Origin of the sequence: Streptosporangium roseum DSM 43021 (genome assembly GCF_000024865.1) — a bacterium.
Classification (GTDB): Bacteria; Actinomycetota; Actinomycetes; order Streptosporangiales; family Streptosporangiaceae; genus Streptosporangium; species Streptosporangium roseum.
Genome location: NC_013595.1, coordinates 1,436,807 through 1,463,376, shown reverse-complemented (window position 1 = coordinate 1,463,376; position 26,570 = coordinate 1,436,807). Strand labels below are relative to the sequence as shown.

The 26,570-nt window shown below is 71.0% G+C and carries 23 protein-coding genes; 4 read left to right on the top strand and 19 right to left on the bottom strand.

Annotated features, from left to right (window positions below):
- Window positions 1–69: 69 nt before the first annotated feature.
- From rbsD to SROS_RS06715, 6 genes are read right to left on the bottom strand one after another with little or no spacing between them, the layout of a single operon-like run.
- The gene (rbsD, locus tag SROS_RS06740; RefSeq protein ID WP_012888143.1) at window positions 70–459 is read right to left on the bottom strand and encodes a D-ribose pyranase; all 390 of its coding nucleotides are present in this window, start codon (window positions 457–459) and stop codon (window positions 70–72) included.
- Window positions 456–1,412, bottom strand: coding sequence for a ribokinase (locus tag SROS_RS06735; RefSeq protein ID WP_012888142.1), 957 nt, complete (start codon window positions 1,410–1,412; stop codon window positions 456–458). Before SROS_RS06735 ends, rbsD begins: the two co-directional genes overlap by 4 nt.
- On the bottom strand, window positions 1,412–2,359 hold the full coding sequence (locus SROS_RS53775) for a D-ribose ABC transporter substrate-binding protein (RefSeq protein ID WP_012888141.1): 948 nt from the start codon (window positions 2,357–2,359) through the stop codon (window positions 1,412–1,414). Before SROS_RS53775 ends, SROS_RS06735 begins: the two co-directional genes overlap by 1 nt.
- An 18-nt stretch (window positions 2,360–2,377) precedes the next feature.
- Window positions 2,378–3,361 (bottom strand): ABC transporter permease, encoded by a 984-nt coding sequence (locus SROS_RS53770; RefSeq protein ID WP_012888140.1) that lies wholly within the window; start codon window positions 3,359–3,361, stop codon window positions 2,378–2,380.
- Window positions 3,345–4,871, bottom strand: coding sequence for a sugar ABC transporter ATP-binding protein (locus tag SROS_RS06720; RefSeq protein ID WP_012888139.1), 1,527 nt, complete (start codon window positions 4,869–4,871; stop codon window positions 3,345–3,347). The genes SROS_RS53770 and SROS_RS06720 overlap by 17 nt, the downstream gene beginning before the upstream one ends.
- Window positions 4,844–5,848: a LacI family DNA-binding transcriptional regulator gene (locus SROS_RS06715; protein ID WP_012888138.1), complete on the bottom strand. Its 1,005-nt coding sequence runs from the start codon at window positions 5,846–5,848 to the stop codon at window positions 4,844–4,846. The genes SROS_RS06720 and SROS_RS06715 overlap by 28 nt, the downstream gene beginning before the upstream one ends.
- A 259-nt stretch (window positions 5,849–6,107) precedes the next feature.
- Here SROS_RS06715 and SROS_RS06710 point away from each other — a divergent pair, with 259 nt between their 5' ends.
- Entirely contained in the window at window positions 6,108–7,139 is a 1,032-nt protein-coding gene (locus SROS_RS06710; protein WP_012888137.1) for an RDD family protein, read from the top strand.
- A gap of 227 nt (window positions 7,140–7,366) precedes the next feature.
- On the opposite strand, the gene SROS_RS06705 is transcribed toward SROS_RS06710, so the two are convergent.
- A complete protein-coding gene (locus tag SROS_RS06705; protein ID WP_012888136.1) occupies window positions 7,367–8,749 on the bottom strand; it encodes an LVIVD repeat-containing protein in 1,383 nt (460 codons plus the stop codon).
- A gap of 196 nt (window positions 8,750–8,945) precedes the next feature.
- Window positions 8,946–10,406 carry an LVIVD repeat-containing protein gene (locus SROS_RS06700; RefSeq protein ID WP_012888135.1) on the bottom strand — a complete coding sequence of 487 codons (1,461 nt, stop codon included), beginning with the start codon at window positions 10,404–10,406 and terminating at the stop codon, window positions 8,946–8,948.
- A gap of 180 nt (window positions 10,407–10,586) precedes the next feature.
- On the opposite strand from SROS_RS06700, the gene SROS_RS06695 reads away from it, so the two are divergent.
- On the top strand, window positions 10,587–11,225 hold the full coding sequence (locus SROS_RS06695) for a DUF305 domain-containing protein (RefSeq protein WP_012888134.1): 639 nt from the start codon (window positions 10,587–10,589) through the stop codon (window positions 11,223–11,225).
- On the opposite strand, the gene SROS_RS06690 is transcribed toward SROS_RS06695, so the two are convergent.
- Window positions 11,220–12,461, bottom strand: coding sequence for an adenosylhomocysteinase (locus tag SROS_RS06690; RefSeq protein ID WP_012888133.1), 1,242 nt, complete (start codon window positions 12,459–12,461; stop codon window positions 11,220–11,222). The two genes, SROS_RS06695 and SROS_RS06690, sit on opposite strands and share 6 nt — an antisense overlap.
- Window positions 12,462–12,523: 62 nt before the next feature.
- Entirely contained in the window at window positions 12,524–13,951 is a 1,428-nt protein-coding gene (ahcY, locus tag SROS_RS06685) for an adenosylhomocysteinase (protein WP_012888132.1), read from the bottom strand.
- Window positions 13,952–14,147: 196 nt separating this feature from the next.
- On the opposite strand from ahcY, the gene SROS_RS06680 reads away from it, so the two are divergent.
- Window positions 14,148–14,483 carry a MerR family DNA-binding transcriptional regulator gene (locus SROS_RS06680; RefSeq protein ID WP_043651504.1) on the top strand — a complete coding sequence of 112 codons (336 nt, stop codon included), beginning with the start codon at window positions 14,148–14,150 and terminating at the stop codon, window positions 14,481–14,483.
- A gap of 106 nt (window positions 14,484–14,589) precedes the next feature.
- Here SROS_RS06680 and SROS_RS06675 read toward each other — a convergent pair whose 3' ends face one another.
- Genes SROS_RS06675 through SROS_RS06660 form a run of 5 tightly spaced genes read right to left on the bottom strand, consistent with a single transcriptional unit; the run spans window position 14,590 to window position 18,613 of the window.
- Window positions 14,590–15,519, bottom strand: coding sequence for a cation diffusion facilitator family transporter (locus tag SROS_RS06675; RefSeq protein ID WP_012888130.1), 930 nt, complete (start codon window positions 15,517–15,519; stop codon window positions 14,590–14,592).
- A gap of 43 nt (window positions 15,520–15,562) precedes the next feature.
- Entirely contained in the window at window positions 15,563–16,669 is a 1,107-nt protein-coding gene (locus tag SROS_RS06670; RefSeq protein WP_012888129.1) for a bifunctional phosphoglucose/phosphomannose isomerase, read from the bottom strand.
- On the bottom strand, window positions 16,666–16,839 hold the full coding sequence (locus SROS_RS47235) for a Trm112 family protein (protein WP_012888128.1): 174 nt from the start codon (window positions 16,837–16,839) through the stop codon (window positions 16,666–16,668). Before SROS_RS47235 ends, SROS_RS06670 begins: the two co-directional genes overlap by 4 nt.
- A 4-nt stretch (window positions 16,840–16,843) precedes the next feature.
- A complete protein-coding gene (locus tag SROS_RS06665; RefSeq protein ID WP_012888127.1) occupies window positions 16,844–18,196 on the bottom strand; it encodes a phosphomannomutase/phosphoglucomutase in 1,353 nt (450 codons plus the stop codon).
- Window positions 18,197–18,244: 48 nt separating this feature from the next.
- The gene (locus tag SROS_RS06660) at window positions 18,245–18,613 is read right to left on the bottom strand and encodes a DUF3499 domain-containing protein (protein WP_043651503.1); all 369 of its coding nucleotides are present in this window, start codon (window positions 18,611–18,613) and stop codon (window positions 18,245–18,247) included.
- Between the two features lie 225 nt (window positions 18,614–18,838).
- Between SROS_RS06660 and SROS_RS06655 the strand changes: the two genes are divergently transcribed.
- Window positions 18,839–19,234 (top strand): metallopeptidase family protein, encoded by a 396-nt coding sequence (locus SROS_RS06655; protein WP_052316883.1) that lies wholly within the window; start codon window positions 18,839–18,841, stop codon window positions 19,232–19,234.
- Window positions 19,235–19,250: 16 nt separating this feature from the next.
- On the opposite strand, the gene SROS_RS06650 is transcribed toward SROS_RS06655, so the two are convergent.
- The 4 genes from SROS_RS06650 to SROS_RS06635 all read right to left on the bottom strand — a co-directional run bounded on the left by SROS_RS06650 (window position 19,251) and on the right by SROS_RS06635 (window position 26,445).
- Window positions 19,251–20,666 (bottom strand): DUF5719 family protein, encoded by a 1,416-nt coding sequence (locus SROS_RS06650; protein ID WP_012888124.1) that lies wholly within the window; start codon window positions 20,664–20,666, stop codon window positions 19,251–19,253.
- A complete protein-coding gene (locus SROS_RS06645; protein WP_012888123.1) occupies window positions 20,663–23,527 on the bottom strand; it encodes a glycosyltransferase family 2 protein in 2,865 nt (954 codons plus the stop codon). The genes SROS_RS06650 and SROS_RS06645 overlap by 4 nt, the downstream gene beginning before the upstream one ends.
- Before the next feature lie 154 nt (window positions 23,528–23,681).
- The gene (locus SROS_RS06640; RefSeq protein ID WP_012888122.1) at window positions 23,682–23,942 is read right to left on the bottom strand and encodes a WhiB family transcriptional regulator; all 261 of its coding nucleotides are present in this window, start codon (window positions 23,940–23,942) and stop codon (window positions 23,682–23,684) included.
- A 223-nt stretch (window positions 23,943–24,165) separates the two neighbouring features.
- Entirely contained in the window at window positions 24,166–26,445 is a 2,280-nt protein-coding gene (locus SROS_RS06635) for a hypothetical protein (RefSeq protein WP_012888121.1), read from the bottom strand.
- Between the last annotated feature and the right edge of the window lie 125 nt (window positions 26,446–26,570).

The following is a 26,570-nucleotide window of genomic DNA, read 5'->3' as shown; positions in this document are numbered from 1 at the left end:
GGAAGCGTATCCACATCCGCGCTCACGCCGGGATGCCCGGCCGGCCGGAAGGGACCGCGGGCCGTACGGTCAGAACGCGACCCCGCACCGCAGGAGCACGTTGGCGTACGGCCGCGCCTCGCCGGTCCGCACGATCAGCCGGCTGGAGCGGGACAGGCGCTTGAGCTCGCTGTGCGGGATGTAGGTCAGGCCGGGCAGGCGGGCGGCGAGCAGGGCGTCGCACTCGGCGTTGGCCGTACGGACCTCCCGCGCCGCGGTGGCGCCCTCGACGACGAGCTCGGCGAGGATTCCGTCCAGCACGTCGGCGAACGCCGGGATGCCTGGCAGGAAGGCGAGGTCGACGACCTCGACTCCGGGGGGCAGCGGCATCCCGCTGTCGCAGACGAGCAGCTCGTCGGTGTGGCCGAGGCGGGCGAGCCCGCCGGACAGGGCCGCGTTGAGGATTCCCGCGCGCTTCACAGGGCCTCCAGATCCTCCGGGTACGGATAGGAACTCTGCGCGCCGGGCCTGCGCACCGAGGCGGCGCCCACCCGGACCGCGAAGGCGGTGGCGGTGGCCAGGTCGTCGCCGCCGGCCAGGCGCCAGGCCAGCGCCCCGGTGAACGCGTCACCGGCGCCGGTGGTGTCGACGGCCTCCACCCGGGGGCTCGGCACCTCGATCACCCCGCCCGGCTCGGCGACGACCGCGCCCCCGGCCCCCAATGTGAGGACCACCGAGCGGGGCCCGAGCGCGAGCAGGGCCCGCGCCTGCGAGCCGGGGGCGCCGCGCCCCCCGAGCAGGAACGCGGCCTCGTGTTCGTTGACGACGAGCGGGTCGCAGAGCGCCAGCAGCTCGTCGGGGACCACGGCCGGAGGCGACAGGTTGAAGACCACCCGCGCCGCCGTCCGGGCGGCGGCCAGGACCGCGGCGAGCGGGCTCTCCAGTTGCAGGGAGACGACCCGCGCCGAGGCCAGCAGGCCTGCCGCCGCGGCGACGTCGTCCTCGCTCAGCCGCGCGTTGACCCCCGGTGACACGATGATGCTGTTGTCCCCGTCCGCCCCCACGGTGATCAGGGCGACGCCGCTCGGCCCCGGGGTCTCGACGAGGTGGCCCAGCCCCACGCCGTCGCCGGCGAGCGCCTTGTGCAGGAACTCGCCGTGGCCGTCGGAGCCGATCCTGCCGAGCAGGGCCACGCGGGCGCCGAGCCGGGCCGCGGCGACGGCCTGGTTGGCGCCCTTCCCCCCGGGATGGGTGACCAGGTCGGAGCCGATCACGGTCTCGCCGGGCGCGGGACGGCGGTCGACGCGGACCACGAGGTCGGCGTTGACCGAGCCGACGACGACCATCTCGTACGGCCGTGCCCCGTCCTCCCCGCCCCGCCCGTGGGCGTCCTCGGGAGGGACGGGTTCGACGTCGCCGCCGTGGACGGTCATCACGAGCCCGCGAACTCTGCGACGTTGTCCTTGTTCACGGCCTTGACCGGCACGGCCACCGTGGCCTCGATCTTCTCTCCCTTGGCCGCCTTGACCGCGCCCTGTACGGCCTGCTGCCCGAGGAGCTGCGGCTGCTGGGCGATGCTGGCGTTCAGCGTGCCGGCCTCGATGGCCTTGAGCCCGTCCGGGGTGCCGTCGAAGCCGACGATCTTGACTTCCTTGCCCGCCTTCGCGCCCAGCGCCTTGATGGCGCCGAGGGCCATCTCGTCGTTCTCGGCGAACACCCCGGTGATGCCGGGGTTGGACTGGACCAGGTTGGTCATGACGTCCAGGCCCTTGGTCCGGTCGAAGTCGGCGGGCTGCTGGGCGACCACCTGGATGTCCGGGTAGGCCTTGATGCCCTCGGTGAAGCCCTGGCCGCGGTCGCGGGAGGCGGAGGTGCCGGGGACGCCCTGGAGGACGGCGACCTTGCCCTTCTCCCCCATCTGCTTGGCCAGCTCCTGAGCCGCCAGCTTGCCGCCGGCGACGTTGTCGGAGGCCACGGTCTGGGCCACCGTGGCGCCGTTGACCACGCGGTCGACGGCGATCACCGGGATCTTGGAGCGCTCGGCGGCCTTCACCGCGGGCCCGGCGGCGTCGGAGTCGACCGGGTTGATGATGATCGCCTTCATGCTCTGGCTGGCGAAGTTCTGGATCTGGTTCACCTGCTGCGAGGCGTCGTTCTGGGCGTCGGTGACGGTCAGCGCGACGCCCTGCTTCTTGGCCTCGTCCTCGGCGCCCTTGCGGAGCTGGACGAAGTAGGGGTTGTTCAGGGTGGAGACCGACATGCCGAGCTTGATGTCTCCAGCGGCCGCTCCGGACCCCTCCGAGGAGGAGCCCGATCCGCAGGCCGTCAGGCCCAGGGCGAGCGCGGCGCCGGCCGCGATGACGGTGATGGTGCGTTTCATGGTGTTCCCCCGATGGGTTCAGTTGGTTCCGCGACGGCGCAGGGTGTCGAGCAGGACCGCGAGCGCGATCACCACGCCGATCACGACCTGTTGCCAGAAGGCGGAGACGGACAGCAGGTTGAGGCCGTTGCGCAGCACCGCGAGGATGAGCGCGCCGACGAAGGTGCCGAAGGCCCGGCCCTTGCCGCCGGACAGGCTCGCCCCGCCGATGACGACGGCGGCGATGGCGTCCAGCTCGTAGCCGGCGGCCGCCTGGGGCTGGGCCGAGGCCAGCCGGCTGGCCAGGACGATGCCCGCGACCGCGGCGAAGAGCCCGGCCAGGGCGTAGGTGATGAGCTTCTGCCTGTTGACGTTGATGCCGGAGAGCCGGGCGGCCTCCTCGTTGCCGCCGATGGCGTACATCGCGCGCCCGGTGTAGGTCCGGCTCAGGATCACGGCCGTGATCAGACCCATGATCAGCATGACGACGACCGGGACCGGCAGGTAGTCGCCGATGGTGTCGCCCAGGTGCGAGACCGCCTCCGGCATCGCGATCGGGCTGCCCTGCGAGATCACCAGGGCCAGGCCGCGGGCGACGCCGAGCATAGCCAGCGTGGCGATGAACGGCGGCAGCTTGCCGTAGGCGATCAGGGCGGCGTTGACCAGCCCGCACGCGAGGCCGACGCCGAGGGCGATCACGGTGGCCAGCGGCCACGGCAGGCCCGCGTCGGTCGCGGTCCAGGCCAGCACGATCGCCGACAGGGCGGCGACGGAGCCGACCGACAGGTCGATGCCGCCGGTGATGATGACGAAGGTGGCGCCGAAGGCGAGGATCGCGGTGACCGCCGCCTGCACGCCCACGTTGAGCAGGTTGGTCACCGTCAGGAAGTCGCCCGACAGCAGCGACAGCGCCACCGCGAGCACGACCAGCGCGACCAGCGCGCCGTTCTCGCCCAGCCAGGTGGCGGCCGGCGACTTCCGGCCCGGGGGCTTGCGCTGCAGCACGTTAGTGGACACGAGCATCCTCCACCTCGGTCACGGCCAGGGCCATCACCGAGTCCTGTGTAGCCTCACCGGCGGCGAGCTCCCCGACGAGCCTGCCGCGGGCCATCACCAGGACGCGGTCGCTCATGCCCAGGATCTCGGGGAGATCGCTGGAGATCATGAGCACCGCGTGCCCGGAGGCGGTGAGCGAATTGATCAGTTGATAGATCTCGACCTTGGCCCCCACGTCCACACCCCGCGTGGGCTCGTCGAGGATGAGCACGCTCGCCTTGGCGAGCAGCCACTTCCCGATGACGATCTTCTGCTGGTTGCCACCCGACAGCGTGCGGACCTCCTGGCCGAGGCCGCTCATCCGCACGCCGAGCTGCCGGGCCACCTCGGCGGCGGCCCTGCGCTGTCCCTGCCTGTCGACGAACCCGCCGCGACTGGCCCGCCGCAGCGTGACCAGGCCGAGGTTCTCGCCCACGTCGGCGCCGAGCACCAGCCCCTGGCCCTTGCGGTCCTCGGGGACCAGGCCGAGGCCCGCCTCCATGGCGGCGTGCACGTCGCCGCGGGCCAGCGGGCGGCCGTTCACCAGGACCTCGCCGGAGTCGTAGGCGTCCGCGCCGAAGATCGACCGCGCGACCTCGGTACGGCCCGCGCCGACCAGTCCCGCCAGGCCCACGACCTCTCCGGCGCGCACCTCGAAGGAGACGTCGGTGAACTCGCCCTCCCTGCGGAGCCCCCGCACCTGCAGGAGAGGACCGCCCGGCGCCGCCGGCTCCCGGGGGTACTGCTGGTCGATGGGACGGCCGACCATGAGCCTGACCAGCTCGTTCTCCGGAGTGGTCGCCGGCACCTCGGCCACCGAGCTGCCGTCCCGCAGCACGGTGACGCGGTCGCCGATCTGCGGGATCTCCTCAAGGTGGTGGGTGATGAACACGATCGCCACACCCTGGTCGCGCAACTGCCGGACGATGCCGAACAGCCGCTCGACCTCGGTCGTCGTGAGCACGGCGGTCGGCTCGTCCATGATGAGCACGCGGGCGTTCAGGCCCAGCGCCTTGGCGATCTCGACCATCTGCATGCGCGCGATGCCCAGCCGCGCCACCGGGGTGCGCGGGTCGACGTCGACGCCGACCCTCCGCAGCAGCTCCCCCGCCTGCTCGTGCATCCGCCCGGTGTCGACGAAGCCGAAACGGCGGGGCGGACGTCCCAGGGCGAGGTTCTCACCGACGGTGAGCTGGGGAACCAGGTTGAACTCCTGGTAGATGGTGGCGATGCCCAGTCTCTGCGCGTCGCTCGCGGTGCGGATCTCGGTAGGCGCCCCGTCGACCAGGATCCGCCCTCCGTCGGGGTGGTAGGCGCCGGAGAGCATCTTGATCAGCGTGCTCTTGCCCGCGCCGTTCTCCCCGAGCAGGACGTGGACCTCGCCGGCCCTGAGGGTGAAGTCGACCCCGTCCAGCGCGACCACACCCGGGAACTCCTTGCGCAGGCCTTCGACCCGGAGGATCTCGTCGTTCAAGAGACGTCCCTTCCTTCCCCGCATGATTGGCGGACCACCAGTACGGCGGGCAGGGCCACCGACTCGGCGGGCCGCCCGCCGAGGCGGTCGAGGATGACCCGCACACCCCGCTTGCCGAGCTCGGCGGCAGGTTGGCTGATCGCGGTTATCGGTGGGTTCACGTGCGGGAACCACGGCACGTCGTCGAACGACGCCAGTGCCACGTCCTCGGGGATCCGCAGGCCGCGCGCCCGTATCTCGTCCAGCGCGCCCAGGGTCATCAGGTTGTCGCCCGCGAAGATCACCTGGGGCGGCGCCGGGAGGTCGAGAAGCCTGGCGGTGAGGGCGCGGCCGCTGCCGGACCGGAAGTCGCCTGCCTGGACGTACTCCGGGTGGACCTCCAGGCCGTGCTCGGCCATCGCGGCGAGGAAGGCTCCGGTCCGCTCCCTGCCCGTGGACAGCCGGGCGGGGCCCGAGATGAAGGCGATCCGCCGGTGCCCGAGCTGCCGCAGGTGGGCGACCAGCGCCCTGATCGCGTCGGTCCCGTCGGCCCGGACCGACGGCACGTGCATCCCGGGGAGCGTGCGGTCCAGGAAGACCAGCGGCCCGCCGGCCCGTGCGAGCTCCTCGACCAACGGCGTGACCTCGGCGGTGGGGCAGATCAACAGCCCGTCCACCCGCTGCTCCAGGAGGGTGCGCACGTAGTGGTCCTGTTCTTCGGCCCGCTCGTCGGCATTGCCGATGATCACGGTATAGCCGGCCGCCCGCGCCGCGTCCTCGACCGCTCTCGCCAACTCGGCAAAGAATGGGTTGACGATGTCGCCGATGATCAGCCCGAGGGTCTTGGTCGCCTCGGTGCGCAGCGAACGCGCCACTGCGTTGGGGACGTAGCTGAGCTCTCTCATCGCGGCGTAGACCCGGGTACGGGTCTCCTCCGTCACCGACGGGTTGTCGTTGAGGACCCGGGAGACCGTGGCGACGGAGACGCCCGCGTGTGCAGCCACGTCCTTGATGCGTGCCATCAGCCCTCCATGTAATCGATTACATCAGGGTATGTAATCGATTACATGGATGTAAACAGCGCATTAAGTGACCTACGTCACAGTCCGATGCTCCCGCAGGCCCCACACGCTCCCCCTGCCGGGTCAGGCGGCCCGGCGGCCGCAACCCGGACGCGACGGCGGTCCGGGGACGGATCGGCGCGGACACCGGGCGCACGCGCGCCCGCCGAGGGGCCCGCGGGCAGGGAAAGCCGGTCGCGTCACGGGTAGGGTTCTGTATGTGTCCGATGTCGTAACCGGCGAGGCCGTTGTCGTCGAAGTCCGGGTCGCCCAGCTTCCGAGCAGAGCGGCGGCGCTGCTCATCGACATCGCGGTCCAGCTCGCGACGCTGTTCGGGGCGTCCTTCGTGGTCGGCGCCCTGGTCTTCACCGCCGACGAGGCACTGACGACGATGATCTACATCGCGCTCACCGTGCTGGTGCTCGTCGGCTATCCGGTGATCTTCGAGACGCTCTCCCGCGGCCGCAGCCTGGGCAAGCTCGCCCTCGGGCTCCGGGTGGTCAGCGACGACGGCAGCCCCGAACGGTTCCGGCAGGCCCTGTTCCGCGGGCTGGCCGGAGTGCTGGAGTTCTGGACGCTCAGCGGCGCGCCCGCGCTGATCAGCTCGCTGATCTCGGAGAAGGGCAAGCGGCTCGGCGACATCTTCGCGGGCACCATCGTGATCTCCGAGCGCGGCCCCCGGCAGTACGGCCCGCCGCTGGAGATGCCGCCGCAGCTCGCCGCGTGGGCCGCGACGCTGGAGCTGTCGCGGCTGCCCGAAGGGATCGCCACCACCGCGCGGCAGTACCTCACCCGCTGGCACGACCTGTCCCCCGCGGTCCAGCACGAGATGGGCGCGCGCATCGCCACCGAGATGTCGGCCTTCGTCTCACCGCCCCCGCCCCCGGGCGTGCCGCCGTTCGCCTACCTCACCGCCGTCCTGGCCGAGCGCCGCCGCCGTGATCACGCGCGGCTGGCCCTCCAGGCAGGCACCCGGCAGCCGCCCGCCCCGGCGATGCCGATGCCCTACCCGCCGCAGCCCCACCAGCAGGCGCCGCATCCCTACCAGCAGACCCAGCCGTCGCACCGGCAGGCGCAGCCCCCCTATCAGCAGTCCCAGCCGCCCCCCTACCCGCCGCAGCCCCACCAGCGGGCGCCGCATCCGCCGCGGCCCCAGCAGCCGATCCCGGGTCCGATGCCCGCACCGCCCGCGTCCCAGCCGCCGGCCACGGCCCCCGGCCCCACCTCCGGCGGCTTCGTCCCGCCCGCCTGAGGTGGCCTGCGCCCGGCGGCGCGCCGTACGGACGAGACCGCCCGAGCCTGAGCACCGTACGGACGACCGCCCGGGCCTGAGAGCCATACGGATGGCCGGCCGGGCCTGAGCACCGTACGGACGACCGGCCGGGCCTGAGCGCGTATGGCGTGGAACATCCCGCCGGGCAGGGGCGCGCCGTACGGACGCGGGTGGGGCGGGGACGGATCGCCGCCCCCGCTCCGGGGTCAGTGGCCGTGTCCCTGGCGGTAGGAGGACTGGGTCTGCACGTTCAGCCGGTCCAGGCGGACGCTCCTGGCCGGGTCGGTGCGACGATCATTGATCTTGACCACGTCGAGTCCGTGGTGGAAGTCGCTGCCGTAGATGTAACCGTTGTAGTAGTAGGCCGACCAGATGCCGCCGCCCCTGCCGTTGGGCTCCGGGCCGCGCTCGAAGAAGCCGATCTCCCGGGGGCGGGCGGAGTCGGTGAAGTCCACGATCGAGATGCCGCCCTGGTACCAGGCCTGGACCATGATGTCCTTGCCCTTGACCGGGATCAGCGAGCCGTTGTGCGCGACGCAGTTCTCGGTGTCGGCCTGGTGGCGCGAGATCTTGAAGTAGCTCCTGAACACGAGCCGGCCGTCCCTGATGTCGAAGACGGCGTCGGCGCCGCGGTTCGGGCCGGTGGCCGCGTTGCAGGTGGCCGCCCCGCCGCCGCCCAGCTCGTCGGTGAAGACGACCTTGGTGCCGGCGTTGTTGAACGTCGCCGAGTGCCAGAACGCGAAGTTCGGGTCCGTCACCCGGGCCGTGACCACCGGGTTCGCCCGGTCGGAGATGTCGAACAGCACGCCGTCGCCCATGCAGGCGCCCGCCGCGACGTCCCTCTCCGCGTAGACGGTGATGTCGTGGCAGCCGCTGGTCGGCAGCAGCAGGCCCGGCTGGCTCTCGTTGCCCCCGTCGGGGAAGACGACCGGGGTGCTGACGACCGCCGCGTCCGCCGGGGCGCGCAGCGGCACCTTGATGACCGAGATCTTGTCGTGCGGCGGCCGGCAGTCGGGGAAGCTCACCGAGGGGTTGTAGGAGGAGGCGTAGAGGTAGACGTTGCGCCGGTCGCGGCCCTTGCCCGGCACGAGGGTCAGGGTGTGCGAGCCGCAGTCGGTCTCGACCGCCTTGACGTACTTCGGACTCCTCTTGTCGCTGATGTCGAAGATCCGGACGCCCTCCCACGACTCCTTGACCGACGCGACCTGAGCGGTGCTGTTGCAGGAGTCGTCGCTCCGGGAGGAGTCGACCGCGGTGAACAGCAGATCCCCGTAGACCGACACGTCCATCTGGGAGCCGGGACAGACGACGCTGCCGACGACCTGGGCCCGCTCCGGACGGCTGATGTCGTAGATGGAGAAACCGCCGTAGTTGCCGACATAGGCGTAGTCGCCCTGGAAGGCGATGTCGGTGTTGATGGTGGTCTCCAGCCCGGCGGGCTTGGGAACGTTGGCCACGTGCGACACGTTCGGGCTGGTGACGACCTCACCGGACGGTGGGATGCCGGCGGCCTGGACGGGCATCGCCGACATGAGCATCGCGGCGGCCGCCGCGATCGACGGCCAGACGATCCTGCGGAGAGTGAGCACCCGGTAACCTCCGTTGCGAGGGAGACGTGAAGTGCAGCCGAACGTCGAAATTGTCCGTCTCAACAGGCAAACAAACTAGATGTCAGCCGGTAAGGCTAATCATCTAGTTTGAGGTCTTCCCTGGTACGAAAGGACTATCCCGGCGCACCCTCCACCCGAGGCGGCGAGGACCGGGATCCCCGCCGCCCAGAGATGATCAGTCGTCGTCGTGGTCGCCGTGACCGCCGTGACCGCGCTCGGCGTAGGAGGCCTGGGTCTGCGCGTTCAGGATGTCGGCCTTGACCCCCTTGGCCTTGTTGGTGCGCGGGTCATTGATCTTCAGGACGTCGAGGCCCAGGTTGAAGTCGCTGCCGTAGATGTAGCCGTTGTAGTAGTAAGCGGACCAGAATCCACCGCTCAGCGCGGGGGCGGTGCTGTCGGGACCGCGCTCGAAGAAGGCGATCTCCTGCGGGTTGGCGGAGTCGGTGAAGTCCACGACCGAGATGCCGCCCTGGTACCAGGCCTGGACCATGATGTCCTTGCCCTTGACCGGGATCAGCGAGCCGTTGTGCGCGACGCAGTTCTCGGTGTCGGCCTGGTGCCTCGGGATCTTGAAGTAACCCTTGAAGGCGAGCTGGCCGCCCGCGATGTCGTAGTAGGCGTTGGCGCCGCGGTTCGGGCCGATCGCCGCGTTGCAGGTGGCCGCGCCGCCGCCGCCGAGCTCGTCGGTGAAGACGACCTTGGTGCCGGCGTTGTTGAACGTCGCCGAGTGCCAGAACGCGAAGTTCTCGTCGTCCCGGGCCGTCGCGGTGACCTTGGGGTTCACCGGGTCGGAGATGTCCATCAGGATGCCCTCGCCCATGCAGGCTCCGGCGGCGATGTTCTTCTCCGGGAAGACGGTGATGTCGTGGCAGCCGGTGGTCGCCGACGTGCGGTAGGGGTACTGCTTGTCCGGCTCACCGGGGTTGCCGCCGTTCGGCTCCTGTTCCGTCGGCGGGAAGAGGACCGGGGTGTTGACGACCGAGGCTGCCGCCGGGTCGGCCAGCGGCACCTTGACGATCGAGATCAGGTCGTGCGGCGGCTTGCAGTCGGGGAAGCTGGCCGAGGGGCTGTAGGAGGAGATGTAGAGGTAGACGTTGCGCCGGTCGCGGCCCTTGCCCGGCACGAGGGTCAGGGTGTGCGAGCCGCAGTTGGTCTCGACCGCCTTGACGTACTTCGGATTCTTCTTGTCGCTGATGTCGAAGATCCGGACGCCCTCCCACGACTCCTTGACCGACGCGCTCTGCGAGGTGCTGCTGCAGGAGTCGTTGTTGCGGGAGGAGTCGACGGCGCCGAAGAGCAGGTTCCCGTAGACGGCCACGTCCATCTGCCCGCCGGGGCAGATCACCGAGCTGACCAGCGAGGTCTTCTTCGGCTTGCGGATGTCGTAGATGGAGAAACCGGTGTAGTTGCCGACGTAGGCGTAGTCGCCCTGGAAGGCCATGTCGGTGTGGATGTCAGTGAGCGCGGCCGGCTTGGGAACGTTGGTCACGTGCTCGATGTTCGGGCTCATGACGATCTCGCCGGGTGCCGGGATGTCAGCGGCCTGGGCGGGCACCGTGGACAGCGCCATCACCGCCGCGACACCGGCTACTACCAGGAACCGGCCGGACAGGCCCTTCCTGAGAGGGGTGAACACTCGCGAACCTCCTTGCCATATGCACCATAAAGGGCGCATAAATGACTAGATCGTTCATCCTGGGGGGTAGATCAGGCAAGGTGTCACTGTGTCAGCAAGTTTTTCCGATTTGTTGTCTTTACTCACCTACCTGGCCGAGGTTAGGGTTTTTCGTCACAGCAGCTTCAAGAAGGAGGCCGGGTGCGCGTCGCGCTCGTCGTCGTGGTCGCCGCCCTCTCCCTCAGCGCGTGCAGCGCCGATCCGAAACCGCCCTCCGCGGCGCCGGACACCCAGGCGACCGCCCCCGTCATCGCGCCCGGCAGGCCAGGTGAGCCCGCCAGGACGATCAGCCCGGACGAGGCCGCCACGGCCGTGCCCGCACCCACCGCCAACGCGGCGGACGTGAAGTACGTCCAGGACATGATCATTCATCACCGGCAGGCCGTCGACATGGCGGTCCTGGCTCCGTCCCGGGCCGACTCGGCCACGCTCAAGGGCCTGGCCTCGCGCATCAAGGACGCCCAGGGGCCGGAGATCCAATACATGACGACCTGGCTGCAGCAGCAGGGCGTGAAGGCTCCCGGCCACCACGCCTCCCATGCCGGCATGCCGGGCATGGCCACCCCCGAGCAGATGGAGGCCCTCAAGGCCGCCTCGGGCAAGGACTTCGACCGGCTCTTCCTCACGCTGATGACCGCCCACCACCAGGGCGCCATCACGATGTCCGAGCAGGTCCTGGTCGGCGGCTCGCACATCAAGATCGAGGAGCTGGCGAACGACGTCGCCGCCACCCAGAGCGCCGAGATCCGCAGGATGCGGGAGATGCAGGCCGGGCTATGAGCCGAGCCGCCAGGAGTGGAGATACTTCTCCTGCTCGGCGGTCAGGGTGTCCACCTCGATCCCGGCGGCGGCCAGCTTGAGCCGCGCCACCTCGACGTCGACCTCCTGCGGCACGTCGTAGACGCCGGGCGCCAGCCCCGCCCTCTCCCGGGCCAGCCACGCGACGGCGAGCGCCTGCGCGGAGAAGGACATGTCCATGACGGCGGCCGGATGCCCCTCGGCCGCCGTCAGGTTCACCAGACGGCCCTCGGCGAGCAGCAGGAGCCGCCGGCCGTCGGCGAGGACGTACTCGTCGGTGTTGGGGCGCACCCCGCGATGGACGGCCTGCGCCAGCTCGTCCAGTGCCCGGACGTCGATCTCGACGTCGAAGTGGCCGGCGTTGGCCAGGATCGCGCCGTCCTTCATCACCGCCAGGTGCTCGTCCCTGATCACGTCGCGGTTGCCGGTGACCGTGATGAACACGTCGCCTGCCCGGGCGGCGCCCGTCATCGGCTGCACGTCGTAGCCCTGCAGTGAGGCGTCCAGGGCCTTGACCGGGTCGATCTCGGTGATCACCACCCGGGCGCCCAGGCCCCTGGCCCGCTCGGCGACGCCCCGCCCGCAGTAGCCGAACCCGGCGACCACCACGGTCTTGCCTGCCAGCAGGGTGTTGGTGGCGCGCATGATGCCGTCGATGGTGGACTGGCCGGTGCCGTAGCGGTTGTCGAACATCCGCTTGGTCCGGGTGTCGTTGACCGCCACGACCGGGAACCTCAGCGCCCGCTCGGCCGCCATCTGCCGGAGCCGGATGATCCCGGTCGTGGTCTCCTCGCAGCCTCCGGAGACCCCCTCCAGCAGCTCGGTCCGCTCGGTGTGCAGGATGTTGACCAGGTCGCAGCCGTCGTCCAGGACGATGTCCGGGGAGACGTCGAGCGCCTGGTGGATGTGCCGGTAGTAGGTCTCCCTGTCGACCCCGGCCCTGGCGTGCACGCCGATGCCGTACTCGCCCAGCGCGGCGGCGACGTCGTCCTGCGTGGACAGCGGGTTCGAGGCGGCCAGCGCGATCTCGGCCCCGCCCGCCTTCAGCGCGCCCATGAGCACCGCGGTCTCGGCGGTCACGTGCAGGCAGGCGGCGATCCGCAGCCCGTCGAGAGGCCGCTCGGCCGCGAACCGCTCGCCGATCGCGGTGAGCACGGGCATCGACCGAGCCGCCCACCCGATCCGCCGCTCGCCCGCGGCCACCAGTGCGCTGTCCACGTCTCTCCCCGGATTGCCCGAAGGCCCCCGCAGCTCTGCGGGGGCCCGGTTGGAACGGTCGATCAGTAGCGGTAGTGGTCGGCCTTGTAGGGGCCCTCGATGTCCACGCCGATGTATTCCGCCTGCGCCTTGGTGAGCTTGGTGAGCTTCACGCCGAGGGCGTCGAGGTGGAGGCGGGCGACCTTCTCGTCCAGGTGCTTGGGCAGCACGTAGACGCCGATCGGGTACTGCTCGGTCTTGGTGAACAGCTCGATCTGGGCGATCACCTGGTTGGTGAAGGAGTTGGACATGACGAACGAGGGGTGACCGGTGGCGCAGCCCAGGTTCATCAGACGGCCCTCGGCGAGCACCAGGATCTGGCGGCCGTCGGGAAAGGCCCAGGTGTGGACCTGCGGCTTGATCTCGGTCTTGACGATGCCCGGGATCTTGGCCAGGCCGGCCATGTCGATCTCGTTGTCGAAGTGGCCGATGTTGGACACGATGGCGTTGTGCTTCATCCGCGCCATGTGGTCGGCGGTGATGATGTCGAAGTTGCCGGTCGTGGTGACGAAGATGTCGGCGATGCCGACGACCTCGTCCAGCGTGGTGACCTGGAAGCCGTCCATGGCCGCCTGGAGCGCGCAGATCGGGTCGATCTCGGTGACGATGACGCGGGCGCCCTGGCCCCGCAGCGCGTCGGCACAGCCCTTGCCGACGTCGCCGTAACCGGCCACGACCGCGACCTTGCCGCCGATCAGCACGTCGGTGGCGCGGTTGAGGCCGTCGATGACGGAGTGGCGGCAGCCGTACTTGTTGTCGAACTTCGACTTGGTCACCGAGTCGTTGACGTTGATCGCCGGGAAGAGCAGCGAGCCGGCCTTGAACATCTCGTAGAGGCGGTGGACGCCGGTGGTGGTCTCCTCGGTGACGCCCTTGATGCGCGAGGCGACCTCGGTCCACTTCTTCTCGGGGGTGACCGTACGGCGGAGCAGATCAAGGATGATCTTCCACTCCTCCGCGTCGTCCTCGCCCGCGCTGGGGACGGCGCCGGCCTTCTCGTACTCGGCGCCCTTGTGGACGAGCAGGGTGGCGTCGCCGCCGTCGTCGAGGATCATGTTGGGGCCGTCACCGCCGGGCCATACCAGCGCCTGCTCGGTGCACCACCAGTACTCCTCCAGGGTCTCGCCCTTCCAGGCGAAGACCGGGACGCCCTGCGGGTCGTCGACGGTGCCGTTCGGGCCGACGACGACGGCGGCGGCCGCGTGGTCCTGGGTGGAGAAGATGTTGCAGCTCACCCAGCGGACCTCGGCGCCGAGCGCGACCAGCGTCTCGATGAGCACGGCGGTCTGGATCGTCATGTGCAGCGAGCCCATGATCTTCGCACCGGCCAGCGGCTGGGACTCGGCGTACTCCTTGCGGACGGCCATCAGGCCCGGCATCTCGTGCTCGGCGAGCTGGATCTCCTTGCGGCCGAAGGCCGCAAGGGAAAGGTCGGCGACCTTGAAGTCCATGTGTTACCCCTCTGGTTGATGGTCGCGCTCACCGCGTGCCCTCGCTGGTCTCGCGACCCCGCTTCGCTCTCGGGCCCGGCTCGGCGCTCCACCGGAAAAGTCGACGATGTGAGTTTAGGCGGCCGATATGACTCCGCGCACCTTCCAGGCGGCTAATCTGACACAAGAATGTAAGACTTTGCGGAAAGGCGTGAGAATGCGGATCACCGAGGCCGCCAGGCGACTGGGAATGTCACCCCGCATGCTCCGCTACCGCGAGGCGCTCGGCCTGCTCCCGCCGGTCAGGAGCCACGGGGCGCACCGGCGCTTCGGCCCCGAGGAGCTGTCGGCCGTGGCCCAGGGTGTGGAGCTGGAGAAGCGGTTCGACATCTCCCCCGCCGAGCTGGCCTTCGCGCTGCGGGTGCTGAGCGACCCCGCGGTGGCGCAGGCCGTACGCGATCTGGGGCTGCGGATCGGCCGCCTGCAGGCCCCCCGCCGGGCGCTGGACTTCGAGAAGGAGAAGGCGCTGCGCCTGCTCCAAGGTCGCTCCTAGGAGTGACGACCGCCGGCTCCGCCGCGGAGCGGCATGGGCCCTGACGGCGGGCCGGACGTGAAAGGACCCCGGCGCGGGGCGCCGGGGTCCTTCGGAGCGTCCGGGCTCAGACCGGACCGTTGACCTTGGACCTGTCGAGGTCCGGCTCAAGGTAGATGACGCGGGCCTCCGGCACGGCGGCGCGGATGCGCTGCTCGGCCTCGTCGATCCCGCGAGCCACCTCGGAGGCGGTGTCGTCGTGGTCCACCGCGATCTTGGCGGCGACCAGGATCTCCTCCGGCCCCAGGTGGAGGGTGCGCATGTGGATGACCCGGGTGACCTCCGGCGTGCCCTCCAGGGCGTCGCGGATCCGCCGCTCCACCTCCGGGCCGGCACCCTCGCCGATCAGCAACGACTTGGTCTCGATCGCGAGGATCACCGCGATGATGGCGAGCAGGACACCGATCGCCATCGTGCCGACGCCGTCCCAGACGCCGTCGCCGGTGACCACGGCCATCGTCACGCCGGCCAGCGCCAGGATCAGACCCACCAGCGCGCCCAGGTCCTCCAGCACGATGACCGGCAGCTCCGGCGACTTGGACCTGCGGATGAACTGCACCCAGGACTGGTTGCCCCGGACGTGGTTCGACTCCTTGATCGCGGTGCGGAAGGAGAACGCCTCGGCGATGATCGCGAAGATCAGCACGCCGAAGGCCACGATAGGCGTCTTCACCTCATGCGGATCGCTGATCTTGTGCCAGCCCTCGTAGAGGGAGAACAGCGCGCCGATCGTGAACAGCACCACCGCCACGACGAAGGCGTAGAAGTAGCGCTCCCGGCCGTAGCCGAAGGGGTGCTCCGGCGTCCGGTCCCGCGCCGCCCGTTTCCCACCGACCAGCAGCAACACCTGGTTGCCCGAGTCTGCGAGGGAGTGGATCGACTCCGCGAGCATCGACGAGGAAGTCGTGATCAGGAAGGCCACGAACTTGGCCACCGCGATCGCCAGATTGGCGGCAAGTGCCGCGATGATCGCCTTAGTACCGCCGCCCGCGCTCACGGCAGCCTCCGCTCATTGATTCCGTAAAAGACGAGAAGAAATCCTATGGGGAAATCCTCGCCTTAAGCTCTGTGATGGCCGACACCGGGGTCGGATCGACCCCGTACCCCAGCGCGAGGTACGTACTCGCGTAGTCTCCCAACTCCACCAGGGTCGCGAGCCGCTCCAGCGGGTGGAGCCCCTCGGCCGCGATCTGGGTGACCGGGACGCCCCGGTCCTCGGCCATCCGCACCGACACCTCGCGCCGCCGCGCCACCTGCGGATGCTCCTCCACGTCGCGCAGCACGAACAGCCGCAACGACCGCCCGCTCTCGTCGGCGAAGATGTCCCGCGTGGCCAGCGGGCCGTCGAAGGCCACCACCTGGTTGTGGTTGACCTCGGGGATCTCGCCCCAGACGGCCGGATACTTGCCGTTCTCGTTGAGCTGGCAGGCCCACCGGTAGGCGGCGACCGCGGCCAGCGGGGAGGATCCCCAGATCATCGGCACCGTCTCGGCCATCTCCATGGCCAGCGACTTGCCCGGGTTGATGAACGACTCGCTCGCCGGACGGCACCGGTGGGCGATGTCCTCCAGGCGCTTGGCCGTGCTCTCGAACGCCTCGTCGTCCGCCTGGACCAGGCCGAGTTCGGCGGCGATGACGACCAGCGGGATCGACAGCGCCCAGACGGCGGCACGTGGCTGCCCCCCGGTGGTGACGGGCACGAACGGCGCGCCCGCCTGCCTGGCGATCGCCTGCAGCGGCGAGTCGGGGGCGCCCAGGGCGAGCAGGCGGCACCCGCGGCGGACGGCCTCCATCGCCACCGCGAGCGTCTCCTCGGTCCTGCCCGAGCACGACACCGCGATCACCATGTCGGTCGCGCCGACCCAGCCGGGCAGGCGGTAGGACCGCACGGTCACGATCGGCAGCGGGGCACCGTGGCCGCACACCGCGTTGAGGATGTCGCCGGCGATGCCCGAACCGCCCATGCCCGCGACAACGATGGTCCTGGGCCGCCCCTCCCTGTCCAGCGACGAGAGGTCGGCCTCGCGTGCCGCCCGGTGGGAGGTGCGGACCTGCGCCGCCGAGGCCGCCACCGCGCGCAGCATGCCCGACGGGTCACCGTCGGTCAGCAGCTTCTGATCGTCGAGCCGATCAGGCTCCCAGCTCACGACTTCCGCGCCTCGTCAACCAGCAGCACCGGGATGTCGTCCCGGACCGGATAGACCAGGCCGCAGGAGGCGGAGGTGCAGGACAGCTCGTCCACCTCGGGCTCGGCGCGCAGCGGGGACTTGCAGTTGGGACAGGCCAGGATCTCAAGCAGCCAGTCGTCGATCTTCACTCGTTCAGCTCCTCACGACAGCAAGAACTTCGTCCCTGATCGCTGCCATCTGAATCTCGTCGGCCGCCTCGGCGTTCAGCCTGAGCAGCGGCTCGGTGTTGGACGGACGAAGATTGAACCACCATCCGGGGCCGGACACGGTCAGACCGTCCAGCTCGTCGAAGGTGACGCCGTCGCGGCCGGCGAACGTCTCGCGGACCCGCGCCGCCGCTCCCGCCTGGTCGGCGACCGTGCTGTTGATCTCTCCGGAGGCCGCGTAGCGGGTGTAGTCCGTGAGGATCTCCGACAGCGGCCGGTCCTGCCCGCCCAGCGCGGCCAGCACGTGCAGCGCGGCCAGCATGCCGGAGTCGGCGGACCAGAAGTCCTTGAAGTAGTAGTGCGCGGAGTGCTCGCCGCCGAAGACCGCACCGGTCCTGGCCATCTCGGCCTTGATGAACGAGTGGCCGACCCGGGTGCGGACAGGCTCGCCGCCGTGCTCGGCGACGATCTCCGGGACGCTCCGCGAGGTGATCAGATTATGGATGATCATGGCCCCCGGATGCCTGGCCAGCTCGCGCACCGCGACCAGCGCGGTGATCGCGGAGGGGGAGACCGACTCGCCGCGCTCGTCGATGACCCAGCAGCGGTCGGCGTCGCCGTCGAAGGCCAGGCCGATGTCGGCGCCGACGTCGAGCACGGCCTTCTGCAGGTCGCGCAGGTTGTCAGGCTCGATCGGGTTGGCCTCGTGGTTGGGGAAGTCGCCGTCCAGCTCGAAGTAGAGCTCGCTCAGCTCCAGCGGGAGCCCCTCGAACACCACCGGGACGGTGTGGCCGCCCATGCCGTTGCCCGCGTCCACCACGACCTTCAGCGGCCGGATGCCGGACAGGTCCACCAGCGAGCGCAGGTGCTCGGCGTAGCCCCGTAGCAGGTCCCGCTCGGAGACGGTCCCGCCGCCGTCGCCACCGACTCCGGACCTCAGGAGCTCGGCTGCCCGGTCGCGGATCTCGGCAAGACCGCTGTCGCCCCCGATCGGCACGGCGCCGGCGCGGCACATCTTCATGCCGTTGTAGCGGGCCGGGTTGTGGCTGGCGGTGAACATCACGCCGGGCAGACCAAGGCTGCCGCTCGCGTAGTAGAGCAGGTCGGTGGAGCCCAGACCCGCGTGGACGACGTCGGCTCCGCGTGAGGTGGCCCCGCGGGCGAAGGCCGAGGCCAGCGGTCCGGACGAGGCACGCATGTCGTGCGCCACCACGACGGTCCCGGCGCCGGTCACCTCCACGAAGGCCGCGCCGACCGCCTCCGCGGTCTCCTCGTCGAACTCGTCCGGCACGACGCCTCGAACGTCGTACGCCTTAAAGATCTTGGCGAGGTCGCCCACTCCAGCTCCGCCCTTTATGTCGTGTCTGCTGACCCCAGCCTAGTCGGGTCAGCGGTCGCGCTGGGGCTGGGCGGAACGGAGCACCCGCAGGTGGCCGCGGCGGCCCACCTCGACCCCCTGGCCGACCGGCTCGGTGCCGCCGGTGGGAGCGGGTCTGGCGGCCTCGCGGACCGCGTTGGCGAGGGCCTCCAGGTCGTCCGTGCTGGGCGGTGCGCCGTCGGTGGGAAGGCGGACGACCTCCCAGCCGCGGGGTGCGGTCAACCGCTCGGCATGCTCGGCGCACAGGTCATAACAGTGCGGCTCGGCGTACGTCGCCAAGGGCCCGAGAACGGCGGTCGAATCGGCGTAGACGTACGTGAGCGTGAATACGGCAGGCTGACTGCACGCGGTGCGGGAACAGCGGCGGACGGGGCTCACGGTGGGACCGTATCCGGTAAGCGTCCGAGGCGCCACTATCTGAGCGCTCTTAACGAGCGTGTCGCCACAATTCGGACACGTGTCCCACCTTCCACCCGCCTGTACGGCTTACGCCCCTGTCACCACCCCTCCCGCCCCTCCTCCGGGCGCGTCTAAGCTTGGCCCGTGAGCTCGGCACCCGGCAGACCCCGCCCTCCCCGCAGACGCGACCGGCACGGCCGTGGTATGCGCGGCCCCCTGGCGCCCTCCCACGTGCCGATCGCCAAGTCCCGGAGCGAGCGCTTCGACGACTTCGTCCTGGACGCGGTGGACCGGCTCAAGCCCCGCTGGAGCAAGCAGCTGTCGGCGGTGGAGTTCGCGGTCGAGGAGGTCCCGCCGATCAGCCACCTGGGCGACGGGCCCGGACTGCTCAGCGGCGAGCCGATCCCGTTCGGCCGGGCCGAGCCCGCCGCCGGGAAGCGCCCGGCCGTCGTGATCATCTACCGGCGCCCCCTGGAGGCGCGGGCCCGCGACCGCGACCAGCTCGGCGCGATGGTGCACGACGCCGTGGTGGAGCAGGTGGCCGGGCTGCTGGGCCTGTCCCCCGAGACGGTGGACCCCGGCTACGACGAGCGCGACTGAACGACCCCGCGGGCCACTAGGGCAGCACGGCCGCCACGGACTCGGTGATCGGCGGGACCAGCGCCCACATGCGCGCGGACGCCAGCGGCTGGGCGGTCAGCAGCAGTCCGCCCTTGACGCTCTCGTCCATCACCCGCCCGCCGTACACCGGGCCGGAGCCCGGCAGCGGCAGCACGACCACCGCGAAGGCGCCGTCCACCTTGGGCAGCTTGACCTCCTTGGTGTGCGAGCCGGTGATGTCCACCTCGAAGGGCTCCGGTGCCTCGCCCTTGCGCGGCAGCACCTGGACGCTCACCTTCCCGGCCGCGTCCGGTGCGGTCAGCAGCAGCCGGGAGCTCTTCTTCTTGCCCGTCCGGTTGTCGGCGACCACGCTGCCCAGGTCGATCGGCGCCGCCCCGGCGGTGAAGGCCACGTCGATCTTCTTGCCGGTGCCGGTGACGGCCAGCCCGGCCACGATCGGCGTGTCCGAGGTGAGCAGGAGAGCGGAGGGCTGCCCGCCGATGCCGCTGGACAGGTCGAGGGTGGCGACCGACCCCGCGGGGACCTCCACCAGCTCACGGCCCTTGAGGGCGTAGGTCCCGTCCGGGGTGAGCGCCTTGACCTCGACCAGGGTGTCGGACTCGCCGGTGGAGGCGACGTACAGCTCGCGTCTGCCCCCGCCGCCGGGGACACCCGGCACCACGACGCGGGTGGCGGGGGCGGCGGAGACCGGCAGCCAGTCGACGCCCCGGCCGCCGCGCATGACCGCCCGGGCGGCGGCGGCGACCCGGCCGGAGGTGGTGCGCACCTCGACGGCCATGACGAGCGGCGAGGGGGCCAGGTCCTTGAGCTTGACCGTACGGCTCTCGCCCGGCTTGAGCGTGAACACCCCGCCGGAGTCGCTGACCACCGGGCCCTCCCCGGAGTAGATCATGATCTCCGCGATGGCCGGGGCGGGGTCGGCGTTGGTGAGGTGGAGCGTGACGTCGGCCGCGGCCGGGCCCGGCCCGACCAGCCAGGTGCTCGCCACCGGCTCCACGCATCGCACCCCCGCCAGCCCCCGCTGGTCGCCCGAGGTCTCCCTGCGCATCTGCCCGGCCTCCAGGCCCGCGGCCATGCTCCCGGTCGACGCCACCACCAGCGGCCCCGACTTGGCGGGGATCTGCTCGTGCCAGAGGCTGCCGGTGGTGTCGAGGCCGGCGAGGGTCTTGTCCCCGGTGAGGAGCGCCGTGGCGCCCGGCCCCGTCCCGCCCGGCGGGGTGATGACGCCGACGGTGGTCTCGGCGGGATCGGGGCAGATGGCCGTCACGGAGGCGACGGGCACCTTCTGCGGACCGGGCGCGGGCCGGGCGGTGGCCTTCGGCTGGGTCGCGAAGGCCACGCCGTACAGGGCGAGCAGGGCCACCAGGACGAGGCCGAGCAGGCCGAACCGGTTCTCGATCAGGGATTTCACCGGGAGGCCAGCTCTCTTGAGGGCTCCGACAGGTCCGGGGAGGCGTCGCCGTCGGCCTCGCCGGTCCGCGAGCCGGGCGCGGCCAGGACGGAGACGGCCAGCAGGATCGCGGCCTGGACCCAGAGCCAGCGGCCGTGCCAGGGGTCGCCCTGCGGGGCCGGGGCCGCCGCGATCGGCTGGGTCAGCCGCCACACGCCGAGCGCCCGGGACAGGCTCATCCTGGCCAGGGCGGGCTGGGAGTCCAGCGCGTGGCTGATCTCCGGGCTCACCGGCGCGGCCACCACGACGAACCGCACGCCGTGGGCGGCCAGCACGCGGGCGTCGTCTCCGCCCCGGCCGGAGACCAGCCCGGCCGCCGCGACGCCGACACGCTCGCGGACGCCCTGCGGCATGGGGATGTCGGACTCACCGACCACCGGGGTACGGCCGCGCAGCACGGTGAAGGTCAGTCCGTTCTCCCGGGTGCGCAGGAGCAGGGTCCGCTCGCCGTTGCCCGAATTGACCGCCACCAGGGCGGGGAGCACGTCGCGCACGTTCCCGTCGATCGGCCCGTCCACGCCCCGGATGATCCACATGCCCGCCGCGAGCAGCGGCGTGGAGAAGGCGACCGCCACGACGACCAGCGCGGTGACCCTGCGCAACCCGCCCGCCGCACGGAACTCGACGACCCGGTCGGCGGTGAGGGCGGCCACCACCAGCATGCCGGTGGCGGCGAAGGCCAGCGGCACGCCCGGCCAGGCCGGGGCCACGGCGTCGCCGTTCAGGGAGGTGACGGGGGTCCGGCTGACCAGGATCGCCACCAGCACGCCGAAGAGCGCGACGCCCCAGCCGATCGCGATGACCATCCGGTTGCGGCGCATCAGCAGCGCGGCCAGGCAGGCGGAGATGAGACCGCCGGTCACCCAGAGCGGCGGCATCCCGGGGCCGCCGGGGCTGAGGGTGAGCAGCGACTGGGCGGGCAGGGCGGCGTCGACCAGGGAGAGCTGGTGCAGCCCGGCCTCCAGCAGGAGCTGGCCCGGGTTGCCGAGCACCTGGGCCAGCCAGGGGAACAGCAGCGCCACCGGGACGCCGAAGACGATGATCACCGAGACGGCGACGCCTCGGCGGGGGAAGGCCAGCGCGGCCAGGGCGCCGAGGACGAGCGTGAGCGGGTAGACCAGCGGGGCGAAAGCCGTACCGACCGCGAGGAGGAGACCGAGGCCCCAGGCGGCGCGGCGGGCCCGGCGGCCCTCGCCGGTGAGCAGGGTGGTGGCCAGCGCCGCGTAGACGGGCAGCAGCACGAAGACCACGGCGGTGCCGAGCCGTCCGGCGGCGGTCGCGCCGGTGGCCACCGGGAGGAGCGCGTAGGAAGAGGCCAGCCAGATGCGGGTCCACCGGCCCGGGATCATCGACCGGGTCGCCGCGTAGGCGGAGAACCCGGCCAGCGGCACGCAGCCCAGCAGCAGCACCGAGACCGCGAGCCAGGTCTTGCCGAACAGCACGGTGGAGAGCGCGGCCAGCACCGCGACGTACGGCGGGGCCCAGGCGTCGCTCCCCAGGCCCGCCTGGTGGTAGCTCTCAAGGTAGAGGTCCCACAGGTCCGAGGACCCGCCGATCACCGGGACGAGCGCGCCGCCGCCCAGCCGGGTGCCGCCGATCAGCCCGCGCTCGGCGACCAACGTGACCACGGCGAGCGCGAGGAAGAGCAGCACGCCCGGGTTACCGAAGATCCGCTGGATCGCCCCGGCGTCGGTGAGCAGTTCCTCGCCGTCCTCCTGGGAGGTGGTCATGGCGTGGTGCCGCCCGGCGGACTCCACGAAGCCGGTCCCGGCCAGGTAGCTCTGGAAGCGGTCAGAGAGGCGCCGGTAGCCCGCGCCCGGCGGGGTGAGCAGCCGTTTGATCGCCGCGTGGTTCTGTTTACGGCCCTTGGCCCGGGTCCGGCGAGCCTTGATCATCCGGCTGGGATGGCCGAGCACCGAGCCGATCGCGGCGACCTCGTCCAGCGCGTCGGCGGGCTGTTTCGCCACCAGGAACAGCAGCGTGCGGAAGGCCGAGCTGAAGAGGTTGCGGACCAGCGCCCACATCAGCGGCCAGAACGGCAGGTTCGCCATGACCACGAAGATGGCGTTGCGACGGTCCAGGCGGCGGGGGTGGTCACCGCTGACGGTGATGCGGCGGCGGCGCCGGGTGGCCGCCTCGGCGTGCCAGGCGACCGCCTGGGTGACGTTCTGCACCCGGTGCCCGGCGGACCGCACCCGCCAGCACAGGTCCAGGTCGTCGCGGAACAGCGGCAGGTAGGGGTCGAGCCCGCCGACCTCGTCCCAGACGTCCCGGCGGATCAGCATCCCCGCGGTGGAGACCGAGAGCACGTCCCTGACGCCGTCGTACTGCCCCTGGTCGAACTCGCGGGCCTCCAGGCCGGTGTCCCGGCGGCCCGTCCGGTCGACGGTGACGCCGACCTCCAGCAGGAGCCGCCGGTCCAGCCAGTCACGGAGTTTGGGACCGAGCACCGCGGCCTTGGGATCCTGGTCGGCGGCCCGGAGCAGGTTCTGCAGCGCGTCGGCGTCCGGCGCGCAGTCGTCGTGCAGCAGCCAGATCCACTCCCGCCCGCCGGCGGGCCCCAGCCGGTCGAGCACCGCGGCGACGGCCTGCCCGAAGCTCGTCGAGCGTGGGAGGGTGAGCACGGCGTTCGGGCCCAGGACGCCGGTCAGCAGCGCGGTGCTGCCGTCCCGGCTGCCGTTGTCCACTCCGACGGCACGGTCCACCGGCCGGGTCTGCCCGAGCAGCGCGGCGAGGGTCTCCTCCAGCCATCGGGCACCGTCGTGGGAGACGACGATCGCGGTGACGGTGTGGGGGAGACGGGGGGAGTCGGTGATGGACATGCGTCCCGTGTTCAGGAGGGGGATGATCGGCGCGACAACGATACGACACCCTATGTCCGACTACACCGCGCGGATGAAAAAAGGGTCACGTGACCTGAGGTCACGTGACCCACGAAATATCGTCAAGCGCCCTCGGCGAGCGCCACGGACTGTCTCAGACTGCCTCACGCTTGATCCGGCGGCGTTCCCGCTCGGAAAGCCCACCCCAGATGCCGAACCGCTCGTCATGCTCAAGCGCGTACTCAAGGCACTCGGCACGTACTTCGCAGGAGCGGCAAACCTTCTTGGCCTCCCGTGTGGATCCGCCCTTCTCCGGGAAGAACGCCTCCGGGTCGGTCTGCGCACACAAGGCGCGTTCCTGCCAGCCAAGCTGCTCTTCAGCGATGCTGTCCTGTGCGATGACCAGGTCGGCCACTGCACACCTCCCTGCCGCCCGCAAATGGAGCCCCCCTATGAACGCCTCCCTCTTACCCACCCAGAGGAAGGCGTAACAACACGTGTGTAATTACACGCGCGTGGCCAGTGTGGCGTCAAGCGGCATGCCGGTATCCGGGGAAAGACCTGCTCTCCCCGGTTCTGGGTCGTGTGCCTGCGACGACGGCGCTCGCGCCAAGCGATCGTGACGATCGCCTGGCCGTTCAGTGCTCTCGGCGGTCGGAACCGTACCAGGACATGTTCTGCTCCTGACCGGGGCCCACCCTCTCTCTATCGGGGATTTCCTCACCCGTGACCTGAGCCGATCGCTCCGGCTTGTAGATCGCCGTGGGGTCTATGGCCGGTTGCGAGTCCCAGGAGTTACGCCCGGCATTGGGGTCGTTGAGCGGATCGCCCTGGTAGGCGCTCGGGTCGAACCGGAGCGTCGCGTCGGCCGCCGGTGTGTCCCACTGGTGACCGCCCTGCTGCTGGTACGGCTGCGCGGCGGGCGGGGCCTGCGGGGTCTGCGGGTGGCCGAACGGGTCGTCGTAGGACCCGCCCGCCTGCGAGGCGCCGTACTCGGGGACCCGGAGCTGCGGCTCGCCCCCCTGGGACTGCTGCTGGTAGGACTCCGCCTGCTGGTAGGCCTGGGCCATCTGCTGGGAGCGGGGGTCGACCGGGTCGGGCGCCGGGTAGTGCAGGTTCGGCTCGGTCGGCCGGGCGAAATCCGTGCCGGAGTAGCCGCCGAACGGCTGGCCGTAGTTCTCCGGCGGCTGCGGGAAGGACGACTGCGCCTGGCTGTCGAAGGACACGCGCGGCTGGGCGTCGGCCGGCGTGTACGGCGCGGGCGCCTCGGGCTGTGCCTGGTATGCCTCGGGCTGCGCCTGGTAGAAGGGGGCCTGCTGCGGCTCGGACTGCGGAGCGTAGCCGGGGAACTGGGCGTCGGCCTGCTGGCCGTAGCCCGAGTGCTGGGGCTCGGCCGGCGAGCCGTAGCCCGGGTGCTGGGGCTCGGCGTAGGGCGGGGACTGCGGCTGCTGCTCGGCGGGCGTGGCGTAGATCGGCGGGTCGTATGCCGTGACCGGCGGCTCGTACGGCCTGGCCGGGGCCGGGGGCTGGACGTCCGCGGCGACGTACGGGCTCGGGGTGTAGGGCTCGGCCGGGGCGGCGGGGGGCAGCGCCTGCGGGGCGGGCTGCGCCGGGGCGTAGGAGGCGGCCTGGTTCCCGTACGGCTGGTTCTCCGCAGGCGGCGCGTAGGCGGCCTGGGAGTATCCGTCGCCGACCGGCTGGGCATAGCCGTGCGCCTGCTGGCGGCCGTAGTTGTTGTCGGAGGCGCCGTAGTTGTCGGAGGCGCTGTAGCTGTCGGAGGCGCCGTAGTTGTCGGAGCTAGCGGAACTGGGCGCGGGCGGGAGCGCCGGCTGGCTGTAGGGGAGCTGGGGGGCGGGCGCGGGCTGGGCCTGCTGGGAGTGACCGCCCTGCGAGTAGGCGTGACCACCCTGCGGAGACTGCTCCTGCGACTGGAAACCCTGCTGCGGGGCCTGACCACCCTGCGAGTAGGTCTGGCCACCGCCCTGGAAGGCCTGGTCCTGCGACGGAAAACCCTGCTGGGGGGCGGGCGCGGGCTGGGCCTGCTGGGAGTGACCGCCCTGCGAGTAGGCGTGACCACCCTGCGGAGACTGCTCCTGCGGCTGGAAACCCTGCTGCGGCGCCTGGTCCTGCGGCTGGAAACCCTGCTGGGACATCTGGTCCTGCGGCTGGAAACCCTGCTGCGGAGACTGCTCCTGGGACGGGAAGCCCTGCTGCGGCGCCTGGTCCTGCGGCTGGAAGCCCTGCTGCGGGGCCTGACCACCCTGCGGGTAGGCCTGACCGCCCTGGAAGGCCTGGTCCTGCGGCTGGAAGCCCTGCTGGGACATCTGGTCCTGCGATTGGAAGCCCTGCTGCGGCGCCTGACCGCCCTGGGAGTAGGCCGGACCGCCCTGCGAGGCGTGGCCCGGGGAGACGTACTGCTCCTGGGGGCGGTCGAAGCCGCCGTCGGCCCGGAAGCCGGCCGGGCGGGAGGCGGCCGGGGCCGCCTTGGGCAGCAGGTAGAGCAGTGCGACCACGGCCAGGGCCAGGCTGGGCAGGCCGACGAGGAAGAACTCGATCTTCCGCCCGAAGTCCAGGTCGCCGCTGAACAGCCCGCCGAACAGCCCGACCACGCCGAACAGCGCGGCGAGCCCGAGCGTGGCCACGGCCACGTAGACCATCACCTTCAGCCGCGCGATCACCGGGCCGAGATGGCTGGCCAGCAGCACGGCGCCGACCGCCAGCACCACGGTGACCGGCGAGGTGAAGTCATCCACGTATCCGGCCGCGCGGAGGCCGAAGGACGATCCGCCGGTGGAGGATCCCCCGAACAGCAGCCGCTCGACGCCGACGAGAACGCTCGTGAACGCGATGGCGGTCATGAGCCACGCGGCCGGTTCTCGGAGCCGGCCTGCCTCGAGGTTGATCACAGCTACCCCCATGGGTCCTTTGGTAAACCCCGGTCAGTTTTGCACATGGCTGCCTTTGGTGTCGGGCGACCCAAGAACCCCATGAATCCCATATGTGTCTCATTGCACCCTATTGGCATATATTTCGGACACCCCCC